Below are 15,236 nucleotides of genomic sequence, written 5' to 3' on the forward strand. Positions count from 1 at the left end.
ACAATTATGGGTGCAAGTTCTGCGCTAATTTTTGGTGTTTTGATCAATGTTGCAATTTTATTGATCTTTTTCCGTTTTTTAATGCAATTAGCGGCAGTCAGTCCATACAATCCTGTGGTCCTTTCAACCGTGAAAGCGACCAAGATTGTGGATGTTTTTAGCCGTATTTTTCCCACTCTAGGCAAGGGGCGTGTCAATTTAGCCGCAGTTGCTTTGTTGGTGGTATTGTACTTACTGAAAATTTTTGGGTTGATGTATTTGTCAGGACAAATGCCACATAGCGCGGTGTATCTTGTGATCACGACATTTGTGACAATGATCCAAGATTTAATTCGTTTCTGTCGTTATTTGATTTTTGCAACCATCATTTTGAGTTGGGTGGTAATGTTTACGCAGTCACGATCACCTTATATTGAAGTGATTCAAGAGCTTGCAGAACCTTTACTTGCACCATTTCGTCGTCTGTTACCGAATATGGGGATGATTGACCTATCTCCAATTTTGGCTTTCTTAGCTTTATATATTGCTGAGATCTTAATGAATGAAGCGGCTAAAGTTCTTTTAACAGGTCTTTAATCTGCTTCAAAATAAAAAAGGGACTGTAGTTGATACAGTCCCTTTTTTATTTACATTATTTTAGTGAGCAGCATCCCAGTTAAGACCTTGTCCAACTTCAACCACAAATGGCACTGAAATTTCTAATACAGACTGCATCACCTCAGCAATTTGTTTTGAAAGTTCATCTGCAATAGCGACATCTGCTTCAAAGACCAATTCATCGTGAACTTGTAATAACAGCTTAGCCTGATCTTTTGGTAGGACTTTATCAACTGCAATCATGGCAAGTTTAATGATATCAGCAGCACTTCCTTGCAATGGTGCATTGATTGCTGCGCGTTCGGCTGCCTGCTTAATCATTTTATTGGTTGCCATAATGTCTGGTGTATACAGACGACGACCTAAAATGGTTTCAACAAAGCCTTGTTCACGTGCAATCTGACGGGTACGTTCCATATAGTCGAGTACGCCCGGATAGCGTTGGAAATAGCGTGCAATATAGCTACGAGATTCTTCGCGTGTAAAGCCCAGTTGACGAGTAAGCCCAAACTCAGACATTCCATAGAGTAGACCAAAGTTAACGGCTTTAGCTTGTCGACGTTGATCATGAGTGACATCTTCAATCGCAATTCCCAAGACTTCCGATGCAGTACGGCGGTGTACATCTTGGCCTTGTTGGAAAGCATGGACTAACGCATCATCTTGCGAAAAATGTGCCATCAAACGCAGTTCAATTTGCGAATAATCGGCTGCGAGTAACACACGACCTTCAGGTGCAATAAAGGCTTTACGAATCTGACGACCAATTGGTGTACGAATTGGAATATTTTGCAAATTTGGATCAGTGGAAGATAAACGCCCAGTTGCCGTGAGTGCTTGGTGATAACTGGTATGTACACGATGCGTTGCGTCATGTGATTGCTCGATCAAGCGATCAGTATAGGTGTTTTTGAGTTTTGCTAATCCACGATGTTCTAAAATAACTTCAGCTAGAGGATGTTCGATTTTCTCTAAAATACTTTCACTGGTACTATATTGACCCGTGGCAGTTTTCTTACCACCTTTGAGTCCAAGCTTATCAAATAGGACTTCACCCACTTGTTTAGGTGATGCGATATTAAAGGCTTCACCTGCTAACTCAGTTGCTTGGTTTTCTAAAGTTTGAATCGTTTCAGAGAACTCGACACTGAGTTGATCCAAAAATTGATGATCCAGTTTAATTCCATCTTCTTCCATACCTGTAAGCACGCGTGCTACAGGCATTTCAATATTATGTAGAATATGAACAAGTTCAGGATGGCTTTCAAGTTTTGCTTTTAATACTTCATAAAGACGATAAGTGACATGTGCATCTTCAGCAGCATAATGTGCCGCTATTTCTAATTCAATCTGATTAAAGGTTTTTTGCTTTACGCCTTTACCTGCGATTTGTTCAAAAGTGGTGGTCAAATGGCTGAGATAAACACGAGCTACATCATCCATCCCATGACGGGTTGCCGCTGCATTGAGTACATACGAGGCAAGCATAGTATCGAAATACCAGCCTTGAATCGTGATACCGTGATTAGCAAAAATATGCGCATCATATTTTAAGTGATGACCAATTTTTTTGATTTGCTCATTTTCTAAAATTGGCTTGATTTGAGCTAATAATGTTTCACGGTTGAGTTGAACAGGTGCACCTTCATAGTCATGTGCAACAGGTATATAGTAAGCATCATGAGCATCGAATGCGATTGAGAAGCCGACTAACTCAGCAACACGATAATCTAGATTTGTAGTTTCAGTATCAATTGCAAAATGATCAGCATGCTGCATACGTTGAAATAAAGCATCCCAAGCATCTTGGGTTAATACCGTGTGATAGGTTGCAGTTCCGAGTTGATCATCTTGACTAGAAAGGTTGGCATGATCCTCAGTGACCACTTGCTCAACTTTCTGTTCGGCTTTGACAATACTTTGAGATGTTTGTTGGTAAGCCGAATTATTTGGATTGTTGGGATGGTCTAAAGATTGTAATTGGTTACGGAATTCTAGTTCTGTATAGAGGTCACGTAATTGATCTACATTTGGATTGCTTAGTTTTAAATCATGCCAATCTAAAGCTAAATCTAGATCACAGACAATACTGGCCAGTTGATGGTCAATCTTAATATTCTCTAAATTGTCTTTAATATTTTGGCTGATTTTGCCTTTCAGTTGATCAACATTGGCAATAATATTATTTAATGAACCATATTCAGTCAGTAGTTTTGCGGCAGTTTTTGCGCCGACACCTGGCACTCCCATAATACCGTCAGAAGCATCTCCCATCAGGGTGAGATAATCAATAATTTGATGTGGATGTACCCCAAATTTTTCTAGTACCCCAGCTTCATCTAACACACGTTCTTTAAAACTATCTTCGAGTTTAACGTGTTCATTAACCAATTGTGCCATGTCTTTGTCACCTGTTGAGATCAAGACATGGTGACCTTCAGCCAATGCACGTTTAGTGAGTGTGCCAATAATATCATCGGCTTCCGCACCTGGCAGGCTGTACAGTGGAATACCCTGTGCCTTGATTAAGGCATGCAAATACGGAATCTGCTGTGACAGTTCCTCTGGCATGCTTGGACGGTCACCTTTATAAATAGGTGATAATTTATGGCGAAAAGTTGGTTCTGGTGTATCAAAAATCACAGCCATATGAGTCGGCTGAGTACGACGCATTAACTTTTGAATTGCTGAAATTGCGCCACGGATTGCGTTGGTGTGTAAACCTGTAGAGGTTGTTAATGGCGGTAAAGCGTGAAAAGCACGAAATAAAAAATAAGACCCGTCAACCAAGACAAAAGGTGGCATTATGCAAATCCTTATTATGAACTAAATGCCATTTTACGTGAAAAAGTAGTGGCTGTCCTTGTTGTCTTGTAGAGCAGTGGCAAACTGTGTCGCATTAAATAATTGCAGTATTTTGTATGTAAAAATGGCTGCTTATCAAGTGATCAAGTAAGATAACTTAAATGAAGCTGTCATAATTGATCTAAGTCTATGTATAAAAAAAATAAACAGGGAATTATTATCGTTTTAGTTGCTTTGACTGTGCTGCTTGCTTGCGCAATTGCATTTCAATGGCATGGAGCGATTGTTGCTGCAACAATTGGATTAACTGTTGTTATTGTGCACGTTATTTCAGAAATTCATCAGCGCTTACGCCAGCTAGAGCAGGCCGCGCCAAGTTTTTTTGCACAATCAGCGAATATAAATGGGCAAAAAATTATTATTTATGCTGCTGCACTCGTGGCACTTTTTGCTTACGCCAATACGTGGATGTGGCTGGCAGGTGGTGCATTGCTGGTGCTTATGCTGTGCCTGATTCAAACCATCAGTGCCTTTCAAACACGGTTGCTTCATCTGGAACAATATATAAATGCCGAGCCGAAAACAGAAGTTTTAAGCAATATTCAAGATATTGAGATTGGTCAGGTTGCCCCACCAAATTCTCCAGCCCTTGAACCACAGCATCCAGCGTGGATGCAGGCCAATGTCGCAGCAACTCCAAATATGGATATTCAGGATTCCATATCCCCCAACAATCCCCTCACAGCGAAAGAACAGGCTTGGTGGCAACCTGCATTCGACTGGATGATACATGGTAATCTAATCCTGCGTGTTGCCGTTGCCGTGTTGATGGTCGGTGTGGTGTTACTGTTACGCTTTGCTAGCGAGCATTGGCAATTAAGCTTGGGGGTAAAACTGAGTTTTATTGCTATTGCTGGTGTTATCACGACTATTGCAGGTTATTTACTACAAAAGAAAAACCAATTATTTGCTGTAGCTTTACAAGGCGTGGGTTTAGCAGTCGTTTTTTTGACCTTGATTTTCTCGCATCATTTCGCCGTGATTGCTAGCTTAAGCACAGCGAGTATTTTATTTGTAATTCTATTATTAGCGACGGTCTATCTCAGTTTAAAACAGCAAGCTTTGTATTTAGCGATGTTGGCTTTGAGCATGGCATATCTTGCACCACTGGTGATTCCACAAAATCATCCTGACGTGATTTTCTTATTTGGCTATTACTTTGTAATTAATTTAGCTGTTGCTGCGGTTAATTTTATTCAGCCATGGAAAATTTTGCATCAAATCGCATTTTTTGCCACCATGTTTATCGGTGGCGCAACGATTGGGATATATGCAAAAACATATCAGTTTGACACCTTGGATATGATCTTATGGCTGCATATTGCTTTATTTATTTGGTTAAGCATTCGCTATAGCCAACTAATGTTACGGACACAAACTCAAGATACAAGCATCAATCAGACAATTCCTCAAAGTCGTCAACGTCTACAGCCTATCTTAGATGTTGGGCTTATTTTTAGTGTTCCTGTACTTGGTTTTTCCCTGCATGCATATTTAATGCATAACTCGACTCAAGCATTAACTTGGGGAGCTGTTGCATTAGCCATTGTGTATATCGCATTAAATCTATGGATTAAACGGCAGCATCCACAATTATCTATCTTGGCAAAAAGTTTCTTTATTCTTGCAGTGGTTTTTACGGCATTAATTTTTCCATTGGCTAAAGGGGCACATTGGACTTCAACGGGTTGGGTGATTCAAGGAACAGCATTAATTGTCTGGGGAGTAACTGAACGTTATCGTTTAAGTCGTTATGTGGGTGTTGTATTGGTGCTGTTAAGTTCAGTAGCACTCATTTTCCAAGTTTGGTCAAATGACCACTTTCCGATACTCAGTACAGTCATCTATGCAATCGCTCAGTTTATTTCAGCTTACTATTTATTAAATTATCAACAAGTTGAAAAATACTTTAGTGCTCGAATGCTCAGTGGAATTTTTTTAGCATTGGGCATGTATGCAGGAGCGATTGCAGGCGTTGAATTGATGCAGTGGCAACAACATGGACTGAGCCCATATTTAGCAATAGCAGTTTTATTATTGGCTTCGTTCAGTCTAGTCGTTCGCTTTACATCAAGATTACAGTGGGACAATGTACAGCTGATCTTATTGGGGAGTTTATTATTTCTGCTTTATGGTGAAAGTTTTGCAAAGAATGTTTATGTTCTGTTGCATTGGTCGAGTAAGTTAAATCAAGTCAGCTTTGCGGTTGCTTCGGTTGTATTGGCTCTAATGTTAATCACTTTGAAGAGTAATACTTCAAAGGAAAGTCTTATTATAGGGTCAAGCTTATTGTGGTTAAGTTTGGCAAGCATTGGTTTGTCGATTTTCCCAATGATGCCAATCCTTGCACTTGCCATCGCTCCTATCATCTACGGTATTTGGTTATTTCAAACGAATAGGACACAGTTACTGCATCAGCTTCCCGTCTGGTGCCTGACCCTGTTGTGGCTAGTGCTGGTCAGTCTGGATGCCTATTCTGCTGAGCAATATTATTTTTTACCGTTGCTGAACTTCACGGATATTCTATCCTTGCTGATGTTTATGGGGATGATCTGGATTATTTATCATCACGATTTTAGCGTTGAGCAATCCGTAGAAGGGGGCTTTAAAGTTACCGCCATTTTAATTGGTTTATTGGTGTTGAGTAGTGTGGTGGTACGTGCGATGCATCATTATCTGGGTACACCATTGTGGGGGTTGGACATTTGGTCACATGGTGATGTGCAACTCAGTCTGACTTTATTATGGGTGATTCTGGCATTTATCCTGATGACTTTTTCCAGTCGCTGTCATATTCGCCAAATCTGGTTTGTGGGTGCTGCGTTGTTGGGTATTGTGGTGGCTAAATTATTACTGCTGGACTTATCGCAAAGCGGTACATTGACACGCGTGATCTCATTTATTGGTTCGGGTGCGGTCATGCTGGTGATTGCATATCTTGCACCGCTACCACCTGCGCTTGAGGAAAATCAGAAAGAGGGTTAATCAACTCTCTTTCTGCCCTTTTTTAAGTTCTTTCTGATGGGCATATTGATCAAGCTCATCATCATCAAGTGGGATAGGTCGGTCAATCAAGCCCATTTTAGGTACAGGAATCTCAATTTGATTTTCTAAGAAACCATTGCGTACACGTTCTTGCATTTCATCGCGAACTTTCAATGCATTTTCCTGTCTACACCATACCGCAAAGAGAAGTTCAATCGATGACTCCCTAAATGCTGTTACAGTAACGGTTGCTTTCGGATCATCCATGACCAAAGGATATTTAGCAGCAACATCTAAAAGTACTTGTCGTACTTTGATAATGTCTTCATGGAAATTGATCGCCAATGTAATTGGAATACGCCGTATTGGGTATTTTGACAAATTCATGACGGGTGTTCGAATCAATTGTTCGTTTGGTAGGCGAATATACACATTATCTAGTGTCAGCAATTTAACTGAGAGGAGGTCAATTGAAATGACTTGTCCTTCAATCGTTTGTCCGCGAATTAAGGTAATCTGAATCGTATCACCAACTTCAAATGAACCTTCGCCGATCAAAAATAAACCACTGATCAAGTTGGTTGCCGATGTCTGTGATGCAAAACCCAAAGCAACGGTCAGAATTCCTGCTGCACCCAAGAACACGCTGAGTTTAAATCCAGCCTCTCTTAAGCTGGTCATAATAAATAACAGGAAAATAAAATAAAAAATCCCTCTACGCCATAGCAAGCGTTGATGGGCATTAAAACGATTTCCAATTGTACGAATGAAGGCATTCGATACCAGTCTTGCGATTACAAAACCAATAAACGCTAAAATAATCGCAACAACGATTTCGCTTAAACGTTCGAAGTTAATATTGGTGAAAATACTGGCGAGACTGCTAGCAACATCCTTTGGAATATTCGAATCAGGCATAGCAACCTCTTAAAAGAATGAATCAAACATATTGAATAATGTACTTCCAGGCGCACGAGGAGGATGTACATAAATCACTTCACCCGCTTGAGTTGGGGTTCTATTCTCAATCCGAATACGTGCTGGATGATCCATACCTTCATAATAGACTTTGATTTGTGAAGTCCATAAACGACCTGTACTTTCACTATAGAAAAGGGGAAGAGCAGGAACAGGAACATTCATACGATCAAAACGTAATTGATGTTGGCTAGTATTGTGAAATTCAATAGGAGTGACTGCGCGAAAAGCGCGCGGTTTTAACAGATTTAAATCAGTACGACCGTCTACAGAAGTGGCATAGCAAATTTCACCATTTTGAGGATCTTTACCGAACCATGTGTCTTTCGGTTGGATCACAGGAATATCAAATAGAGCTTCAGTGAGTCCATCCACTAAACCTGCAATCCATAGTGGGGTACTAATATATAAAGTTCCACGTTGTCCCGCAGGAATATAAATCGGATCAACGGGTTTAATCACTACAGAGCGATCTGCTAAACGCGGCATTAAATGGAATGTACTCTGTGTGTTATGAAACATGTAGCGTTCGATTTTTGCAGGTTGTGGCATTGCAAAAATCGTGTCATTTAGAGCTTGCCATTGCTGTTCGTAATCATGTTGAGATTGAGGACGATGATATTCCAATCGCCATTCTTTAATGCCACGTGTTAGACGAAATAATAATGAACCAAATTGCCAAGCTTTGGCTTGTTGAATTTCAAATTGTTGTTCGCCCCACCATTTCAATTCGTTGGCATGTGGAGCTTGATATTGATTATTTTGAGACAAGATGCAAAATTCCTGTGTGAGTATGCTAAACAGACTTCACGCTGTAACCTGCTTAGAGTACACTCAAGCATCTTTTTTATCATTATTTGTATAATGCAAATACTTAAACAAATACAAATTCCTTATAGTTTTGCCAAAAGACATGGCGTTTTATTACGTTATGAAGGTGATCAAATTTTTATTGTGCGACGGAAGGACACCGCGCGTATTGCTTTGCAGGAAGCACGTCGAATTTTGGGGAAATCGGCTCACGATCAATTGTGTACTGATCAAGAGTTCCATGCCTTACTCAGTTCTAGCTATGCAGGGGATACAGGTGAGTCACAACAAGTGGCTGCGGGTCTAGAAGATCATCCAGATTTATTAAGTTTGGCAGACCAAGTGCCTGAAGCTGAAGACTTGATGGATCAAGAGGATGATGCACCAATTGTTCGCTTAATTAATGCCTTATTGTCTGAAGCGATTCGTGTCAGCGCATCTGATATTCATATTGAAGCCTTTGAGAAAAAACTTTCGGTACGTTTACGTGTCGATGGTCAACTGCGTGAAATTGTACAGCCGCGCCGTGAACTTGCGCCGTTGTTGGTGTCACGTATTAAAGTCATGGCGAAACTGGATATTGCAGAAAAGCGTATTCCTCAGGATGGTCGTATTTCACTGCGCTTGGCAGGTCGTGAAGTGGATGTGCGTGTATCGACTTTACCTTCTTCGCATGGTGAACGAGTGGTCATGCGTTTACTAGACAAGCAAGCTGGGCGTTTAAATATGACTCATCTTGGTTTAATGAAAAATGACTATGAACGTTTAACGCAATTGGTACATCGTCCGCATGGCATTATCTTGGTGACAGGCCCAACAGGTTCGGGTAAAACGACAACCTTATATGCTGCATTGTCTGATCTTAATGATAATACACGTAATATTTTGACTGCCGAAGATCCGATTGAATATCAATTGGAAGGGATCGGTCAAACGCAGGTCAATACTAAAGTTGATATGACCTTTGCACGTGCATTAAAAGCGATGCTACGCCAAGATCCAGATGTGGTAATGGTTGGTGAGATTCGTGATCTTGAAACTGCTGAAATTGCGGTACAAGCATCTTTAACAGGGCACTTGGTGTTATCTACGCTGCATACCAATACAGCAATTGGTGCGGTAACACGTTTAAAAGATATGGGCATTGAACCATTCTTGTTGGCAAGTTCTTTGATAGGTGTCATTGCACAACGTCTTGTTCGAACCTTGTGTCCACATTGTGTGACTTGGCGAAAAGCAGATGATTTTGAGCGACAAGTGTTCCAACATCTCAAAGTTGATGAATATATGCAGTTACCTGAACCGCATGGTTGTGAAAAATGTTCACATGTTGGCTTTAGCGGACGAACTGCAATTTATGAAATTGTGCCAGTAGATGATTCGATGCGCCGTTTGATTCATGGTAATGCAGCTGAGTTTGAATTAGAAAATCATGCGCGTCGCCATGCTGCTTCGATTCGTGATGATGGTTTATTGAAAGTGTTAGCTGGAAAAACCACATTAGAAGAAGTATTGCGTGTGACGAATGAAGCTGCGGAAGTGTAAAGATGATATAAGTAAAAAAACAGCATGGATCACCATGCTGTTTTTCTTTGTAAAATCTGAAATCATTATTCAGTGGTTACGATATTAAAATTCACATCAATATTGCCACGAGTTGCATTTGAATATGGACAAACAATGTGTGCAGCGGCAACCAATTGTTCAGCTTCAGCTTGTTCCATACCAATCAGATAGACATTTAAAGTGACTTCGATACCAAAGCCATTTGGAATTGGACCAATTCCCACTTCACCTTCAACATAAGCATCTTTCGTAATTTTGAATTTATCTCGATTTGCAACAAATTTCATTGCACCTAAGAAACATGCTGAATAACCAGCCGCAAAAAGCTGTTCAGGGTTGGTCACCTCACCACCAGCACCGCCCATTTCTTTTGGCACACCTAACTGAACATCTAAGACACCGTCTGATGAAGTTGCGCGACCATCACGACCACCTGTAGCTTTTGCTTTTGCACGATAAACGACTTGTTCTAAAGACATGATTTTTATTCCTGAATAAATATTGTGTACAATTAAATCGTACACGATATATCTAGGAATGCAAGTTATCGATTTGTAAACTTAGGTTCTATTGCGTGAGATGGTGACGTAATGTCGCAAGCTGATCTTTAAGCTCTGTAAGTGATGTGGTTGAACAGGTCGCTGCTTCTGAAATTTTGGATGGAATATCGACTGCTTGTAATTTTAAAGTATGACCTTGTGGCGTAAGGGAAATAATAACCTGTCTTTCATCTTCGACTGAGCGTTTGCGTGAAATTAGTTGTGAGGCTTCAAGCTTTTTTAATAATGGAGTGAGTGTGGAAGATTCTAAGAATAATCTTTCTCCGATCTCAGACACACTGAGTTGATCCCTTTCCCAAAGCACTAACATTACCAGATATTGAGGGTAAGTTAATCCGAGAGGAGAGAGCAATTGACGGTAGACTTGATTTAAGGCAAGGTTGGTTGAGTAAATCAGAAAACAAAGCTGATTATCTAATAGTAATTGCTTATGTTCATCACCCATGCGCTTCTCAAACAGTATATTCATGTGATGATTATATCGTGATCTGCTTATGATTAGTTACGCAGATTTCATATCAATCATTACCAAAGCTCAGTGATTTTTTTCATCAAACGCGCCCTATAACGTGCTGTTGGATTATTAGGGTTATTAAGTGCTTCTTGTTCATAATATTGTTGCCAAGCAACAATCATGTCTAAAGTTGCACCTTTTTGTTTGATAATAAGCACGTCTTCTCGCTGGATATTATCTAATCTTTGTCTCGCACCTTCAGAACCCGTTCCCCAACCAATCACCCATTGCCCAAAAGAATTTAATGATAAATTTTGCGGTGTAGATAAGACACTTTGTGGACTGGCATTGGTTTCAACGATTGCTGCATGAAGTTGTGCAATTGCCCCTATAAAAAATAAAAAAATGAAAATTACTTTAAACATAAATCAAACTTAATACGAATGAATTGAGGGTATTACATCACGTATAGAATACGACCATTTGATCTTGTTCTACCATGATAAATAAAGCCTATTAAATCATGATCCTACAAAACATACATTTATGAAAATTGACTATAACAGTCAAAGTGATGCCATATGAGGATAAATTGAACAAAAGTATGCTTAGATAAAACGATTGTTTTTAATAATTGATAAGTTTGCGATGCTGCATTAATGGCATTGCTAGTCGAATATCATTTTGTTCAGCTAGGTCAAATGAAGATGTAATTAAACCATGTCCTTCAACTGTAATCATTTCTAATAGTTGCCCTCGGCTATTTGTAATCCCTGCATGACCCCAAGTTTGACGCTGTTCACCATGCCAGCCTTGCTGAGCTGCACCAAGCACATAACATTGGCTATCCATTGCACGTGCTTGTAATAGTAATTGCCAATGAAGTTGCCCTGTAGTGTAAGTAAATGCAGCAGGCGCGGTTAGAATGTTTGCACCTTGTTGGCGTAGAATCAAAGCAAGTTCTGGAAAGCGTAAGTCGTAACATACCATCAGTCCGATATTGCCAAAAGGTGTTTTGGCAACTACAACTTCATCACCAGGTTCAAAGAATCTTGATTCCTGATAACCACCGACAGCATCACTGACCTGAACGTCAAATAAATGGATTTTGTCATAACGCGCTTCAGTTCTTTCAGGGCTAATGCATAAACTGACGGTTCTAACTCGACCATCCTGAATGATTGAACCATCAGGACGAAATGGGCAGGGAAGTGTACCCGCAACAATCCATATCTGGTATCGGTGGGCAAGCTGTTCCAGTCGTTGCTGAATCGCCTCAAACTGTGCTGCGGTCTCACGTTGCTTACCTGCGGCAAAACAAACAAAATTTTCTGGGAAAACAATAAGCTCAGCAGCCTGAGCCTTACTTTGTTGGATCAATGACTCAATGACGATGAAATTTGCTTCAATGTCATTTTGAGAGTTCATTTGTGCAACAGAAAGTAAGGTCATACAAGCATCACAATTTAGTTTTCAGCAATTATGCATTTTGTTTTTGTGAATCAAGAGATAAACACTCTTGTTCTTTTTGCAATTGCTTTACAAGTGGCTCAAACATATTTTGGTTGTTTTCATTTAAACGCATTAGTGTTTTATGCGCATCTAACACAGTGTTGAGCATTGCACTATGTGTAACGTGCTCTTCAGTTAATTCTAAAGTGCATACGTTTGGATCGCCGCAATAATTTAAAATCACAAATACCTGACCTAGCCCCATACTGTTGGCTAAAGTTGTAATATCTGGATTTGTCGAGAGCATAACAGCTTGAATATGATGAACTTGTTTAAGCTTAAGACCTAGTTTTGCAAGTACACCCAAGACTGTGCTGTCAATAAATGTAGTTTCAGTTAAATCAACAATTGCACCGACAACATTCTGTTGCTGTTCAATTTTGTTGAGTAACTTGTCTAAACTTATACAAGAGTGAGCGCGCACTTCGCCAATAAGCTTGAAAATATGCGTTCCGTTCAAACTTGCATATTCAACATGACCTGTTGACATATAAATGCCATTTTCAGAGAAAGGATATAAAATTATCCCATAGTGATATTCTAGACACAAGTGGTTGGATGCTGTGATCTAATTAAAATATTGATTTTAGACTTAATTCATTCGACATATGCTTAATATTGCAATATCGTCAGCAACATGATCTGGTGCTTTGAAAGCGTCATGCTGAAGATGTTCGACCAATTGATTAAATTGATCATTCAAACCGCCATCAAATGGTTCAAGTGCGCCATCAGAACATAATATAAAACGAGCATTACGGCTCAGCGTACAACAATGTTCTTCAACTTCTAGTTCTTCAGTAAGACCTAATGGAAAGCTACTTGTTGTAAGGATTTGTGGTGGTTGGTTGGGTTCAAAGATAATTGGAGGAGGGTAGTGACCAGCGCTAGACCAACATACTTCATGAGTTGCTAAGTTTAATATTCCCGCCACCATAGTAATATGCTTTTCAATATTTTCTTGTACTAACATTGCATTTAGTTTTTGAATCAATTGACTAGGTGTTTTTGATCGGCCATGAAATGCCGCCATCCAAGATGTGAGTAAACTACTTGTTACCCCATGGCCTGAAACATCTGCTAAATAAAACAAGACTTCATCATCATTTAATCTCCAGTAATCATACCAATCTCCTGACAGGTAAGCTGAAGGCTGAAAAAATGATTCAAATTGATAGTTTGGTAATTCGATCGGGTTTGGTAATAATCTTTTTTGTAGTTCTGCGGCGGAAGGTAAATCTCTACTATCTTGATTACGTTTATATTGAGCATCGATTTTAAACAATGAGTGAACAGGATTTTTGGGTAATTCACTCCAAATCCATCCTGCCAACGCACCCATTTCCCATGCTTGAGCTAATGCAGTTCCTTCATGTTCAAAAGCAAGAACAATTGTAGGTAATTTCCATTGGTATTTTAAAAAATCTTGTACATCGGCAATAGCAATGATTGTTTGATCATACAAATCTAAATCATCGATATGAATGATTTGTAAACTCGGTAACTCATTTAGTGCTTGTTCTAAATAAGATATTGAGCGTGTGGGTTGAATAAAATACATAGATAAACAGCCGACCTTTTGTATTTGTATGATCATTTTTTAATTCATCATAGATGAAATATGATGAAAAACATAGTATTGCTAAAACTTTAAATTAATACATAAGTCTATCATTTAAAATTCCTCAGAGATTATTTGTCATCACCTGATTGATCGTTATTATCATCTTCGTCACTTACAAATGAAACATCTGCCGAATCTCCATGCTTTTCAGCGATTTGGAAGGCTTTACGTTGTAAGTAAAAATCACGGATCATTGAATATTTATCGCCTTTTAAGCTTTCTTCAATATCCAAAATTTGTGAGCGAGCATCAATTGCTTGTAATAAATTAGTAGACCAATAAATACCTTCTTGATCATCTAATAAATATTTTTGTGGGCGACCAAAACTATCTGTTGCTAAACCAAAACCGTCACGGAATGTGCTTGGACCAAAAAATGGCAGCATCACGTAAGGACCTGATGGTACACCGTAGTAACCTAAAGTGACGCCAAAACTTTCCTCTTCAGTGGTTAGGCCTAAACGACGGGCAGGATCAGCAAAACCTAGTGTTGTAAGCGTATTAATCGTGAAACGACCTAATGTCTTGGCAGCGCGAGTTGGTCGTCCTTGGATTAATTGGTTGACTGCATTCCAAGGTTCACCTAGATTTTTCCTAAATTGGCGATAAGGAGTACGGACTTCTTCTGGAACTTTTGCTACATACTGTATTGCAACAGGTTTTAATAAATTACGATCCAAAGCATCATTTAAAGCAAAGATCTGTCTATTCAATGGTTGTAAAGGATCTTTTACAGCATCAGGTTGGGCAGCGTTTGCATTGACCTTTAAATCATTTCTAGTGATATGTTTTAAATCTTTTATGGCTTGAATCGTCGATGTTGATTGTTGATTGTTGGTATTTGCCACAGAGCTTGTTTGAATAGATGGCTCGTTTTGAACTTCTTGTGCTAATACAGGTGAGTATGCTCCAGCAGTTAACAGCCCAAGCAAGATGTAATTTGAGTAATGCATATAAGTCCTTCGTCGCCATTAGAGCGAAATACAGTCATTAGAATGATTGCGCTGCATGACGCAAAACATAGATATAAGGTATACAGTTTAGTTGTTCTCTTCTTATTAAAACAAATTCGGTCGAAAAATATAAGAAAAATTGTGATTTTGGTTTAAAAACGTCCACTTAAATAAAAAGATTAGGAAAGGGGGTTGTATTGGGTAAGGAATGATGTAGAATGCACATCCATCGGCGGCGATGCAGATAAAAACTTGTTGATAAACAAGGATTTGGCTAGATAGGTTAGGTTCTTGGGTTGATTAGTGAGTTTTAAAAATATCGAAATTACCTG

The 15,236-nt window shown here is 39.4% G+C and carries 13 protein-coding genes; 3 read left to right on the forward strand and 10 right to left on the reverse strand.

Annotated features, from left to right (window positions below; all coding sequences use genetic code 11):
* Window positions 1-6: 6 nt before the first annotated feature.
* Complete coding sequence (locus F908_RS14985; protein ID WP_005164419.1) at window positions 7-576, forward strand: YggT family protein; 570 nt, start codon at window positions 7-9, stop codon at window positions 574-576.
* A 60-nt stretch (window positions 577-636) separates the two neighbouring features.
* Here the strand turns inward: F908_RS14985 and polA are convergent, their stop codons facing one another.
* On the reverse strand, window positions 637-3,402 hold the full coding sequence (polA, locus tag F908_RS14990) for a DNA polymerase I (RefSeq protein ID WP_005164422.1): 2,766 nt from the start codon (window positions 3,400-3,402) through the stop codon (window positions 637-639).
* A 189-nt stretch (window positions 3,403-3,591) separates the two neighbouring features.
* On the opposite strand from polA, the gene F908_RS14995 reads away from it, so the two are divergent.
* Window positions 3,592-6,447, forward strand: coding sequence for a DUF2339 domain-containing protein (locus F908_RS14995; RefSeq protein ID WP_005164425.1), 2,856 nt, complete (start codon window positions 3,592-3,594; stop codon window positions 6,445-6,447).
* Here the strand turns inward: F908_RS14995 and F908_RS15000 are convergent, their stop codons facing one another.
* On the reverse strand, window positions 6,448-7,365 hold the full coding sequence (locus F908_RS15000) for a mechanosensitive ion channel family protein (RefSeq protein ID WP_005164426.1): 918 nt from the start codon (window positions 7,363-7,365) through the stop codon (window positions 6,448-6,450).
* A gap of 9 nt (window positions 7,366-7,374) precedes the next feature.
* Window positions 7,375-8,196 (reverse strand): hypothetical protein, encoded by an 822-nt coding sequence (locus F908_RS15005; protein ID WP_005164430.1) that lies wholly within the window; start codon window positions 8,194-8,196, stop codon window positions 7,375-7,377.
* A gap of 93 nt (window positions 8,197-8,289) precedes the next feature.
* On the opposite strand from F908_RS15005, the gene gspE reads away from it, so the two are divergent.
* A complete protein-coding gene (gspE, locus tag F908_RS15010) occupies window positions 8,290-9,780 on the forward strand; it encodes a type II secretion system ATPase GspE (protein ID WP_005164434.1) in 1,491 nt (496 codons plus the stop codon).
* A gap of 65 nt (window positions 9,781-9,845) precedes the next feature.
* Here gspE and F908_RS15015 read toward each other — a convergent pair whose 3' ends face one another.
* The 7 genes from F908_RS15015 to F908_RS15045 form a co-directional block, all read right to left on the reverse strand.
* On the reverse strand, window positions 9,846-10,280 hold the full coding sequence (locus tag F908_RS15015) for an organic hydroperoxide resistance protein (protein WP_005164437.1): 435 nt from the start codon (window positions 10,278-10,280) through the stop codon (window positions 9,846-9,848).
* A gap of 88 nt (window positions 10,281-10,368) precedes the next feature.
* On the reverse strand, window positions 10,369-10,806 hold the full coding sequence (locus F908_RS15020; RefSeq protein ID WP_005164440.1) for a MarR family winged helix-turn-helix transcriptional regulator: 438 nt from the start codon (window positions 10,804-10,806) through the stop codon (window positions 10,369-10,371).
* A gap of 80 nt (window positions 10,807-10,886) precedes the next feature.
* Window positions 10,887-11,240, reverse strand: a complete 354-nt coding sequence (locus tag F908_RS15025; RefSeq protein ID WP_005164441.1) for a DUF4951 domain-containing protein — start codon at window positions 11,238-11,240, stop codon at window positions 10,887-10,889.
* A 202-nt stretch (window positions 11,241-11,442) separates the two neighbouring features.
* Window positions 11,443-12,267, reverse strand: a complete 825-nt coding sequence (locus F908_RS15030) for a carbon-nitrogen hydrolase family protein (RefSeq protein WP_005164445.1) — start codon at window positions 12,265-12,267, stop codon at window positions 11,443-11,445.
* A 28-nt stretch (window positions 12,268-12,295) separates the two neighbouring features.
* Window positions 12,296-12,817, reverse strand: coding sequence for an anti-anti-sigma factor GigB (gene gigB / locus F908_RS15035; RefSeq protein ID WP_004664261.1), 522 nt, complete (start codon window positions 12,815-12,817; stop codon window positions 12,296-12,298).
* Window positions 12,818-12,919: 102 nt separating this feature from the next.
* Entirely contained in the window at window positions 12,920-13,888 is a 969-nt protein-coding gene (gene gigA / locus F908_RS15040) for an RsbU family protein phosphatase GigA (RefSeq protein ID WP_034602948.1), read from the reverse strand.
* A gap of 131 nt (window positions 13,889-14,019) precedes the next feature.
* Window positions 14,020-14,904 carry an MlaA family lipoprotein gene (locus F908_RS15045; protein ID WP_005164451.1) on the reverse strand — a complete coding sequence of 295 codons (885 nt, stop codon included), beginning with the start codon at window positions 14,902-14,904 and terminating at the stop codon, window positions 14,020-14,022.
* Window positions 14,905-15,236: the final 332 nt, after the last annotated feature.

The sequence above is a fragment of the Acinetobacter sp. NIPH 284 genome (assembly GCF_000369425.1).
GTDB lineage: Bacteria > Pseudomonadota > Gammaproteobacteria > Pseudomonadales > Moraxellaceae > Acinetobacter.